Origin of the sequence: Shinella sp. JR1-6 (assembly GCF_004284735.1) — a bacterium.
GTDB lineage: Bacteria > Pseudomonadota > Alphaproteobacteria > Rhizobiales > Rhizobiaceae > Shinella.
Genome location: NZ_SHMI01000118.1, coordinates 1 through 1,140, shown reverse-complemented (window position 1 = coordinate 1,140; position 1,140 = coordinate 1). Strand labels below are relative to the sequence as shown.

Sequence of the window (1,140 nt, the reverse complement as noted above, 5' to 3'; positions counted from 1 at the left end):
ATAGGTCCAGATGCGGCCCGTATCGGTCTTTCCCTTCGCCAGGATCGGCACGGTGGTGTCGTCGCCATGCAGCCGCTCGGCCGCCAGAACATGCGCCTCGATCAGCGAATGGATGGGCTTCAACGCCGCGGCACAAGCACCAACCTGGTCGGCCAGCGTCGACAAGCTGAGGTTGACGCCCTCGCGGGCATAGCGTTCGCTCTGGCGATTGAGCGGCTGGTGCTGAGCGAACTTCTCGAAGAGGATCATCGCCAGCAGGTTCGGCCCGGCAAAGCCGCGGGGCGTCACATGGAAGGGGGCCGGCGGCTGCGCAATCTTCTCGCACTCGCGGCAGGTGAACTTCTCCCGCACCGTCTGGATGACCTTCCACTGACGCGGAATGACCTCCAGGGTCTCGGTAATGTCCTCGCCGAGCTTCGACAGCTTGGCCGAGCCGCAGCAAGGGCAAGCCGTCGGGGCGGCGATGACGACGCGTTCGCGCGGCAGATGTTCGGGAAACGGTTTGCGTGATGGCCGCTTGTGCTCGAAGGCTTTGACGGCTGAAGCTTTGGCTGCGATCTCCGCAGCCAGTTCATCTTCACCGGCGTCCGCTTCGAGCTCTTCGAGCTGCAGCTCCATCTGCTCAAGGAGCCGCGCCTCGCGCTCGGACCGGCTGCCGTAAAGTTCACGGCGAACCTTGTCGATCTCCAGCTTCAGCCGCGCGATCAGCGCCTCGGAATGCGACACGAGTGCCTTTGCGCTGGCGGCTTCAGCCTTGGCGGTCGCCGCTTCTGCTTCGGCTGCAACACGTCGAGCGCGTTCCTGGGCCAGCAGTGCAAGCGCACTGGCAAGGTCGTCCGGAAGCTCTTCGGTCGCATCGCTCATGACAGGATGGAATCATATTCGACCCCGCCATTCCAGTGCTTTCGCTCACCCGGCGGACGTCGGCCGCCAGGTCTTTTGCGGCATTCGCCAGTCGATGCCTTCCAACAGATAACCGAGCTGCGCAGGCGTGATTACCACCGTGCCATCGGCTGCCGATGGCCAGATGAAGCGTCCACGCTCAAGCTTTTTCGTGAACAGGCAAGCTCCCTGGCCGTCATGCCAGATCACCTTGATCAAACCGCCGCCTCGGCCGCGGAATACGAACAGGTGCCCGCA

The 1,140-nt window shown here is 63.5% G+C and carries 2 protein-coding genes; both read right to left on the bottom strand.

Going from position 1 to position 1,140, the window contains the following annotated elements; translation table 11 throughout:
- On the bottom strand, positions 1-864 hold an 864-nt coding region (locus EXZ48_RS34640; RefSeq protein ID WP_130521606.1), incomplete at its 3' end, for an IS66 family transposase.
- A gap of 45 nt (positions 865-909) precedes the next feature.
- A partial coding sequence (tnpB, locus tag EXZ48_RS34635) for an IS66 family insertion sequence element accessory protein TnpB (protein WP_130521604.1) occupies positions 910-1,140 on the bottom strand: 231 nt, incomplete at its 5' end.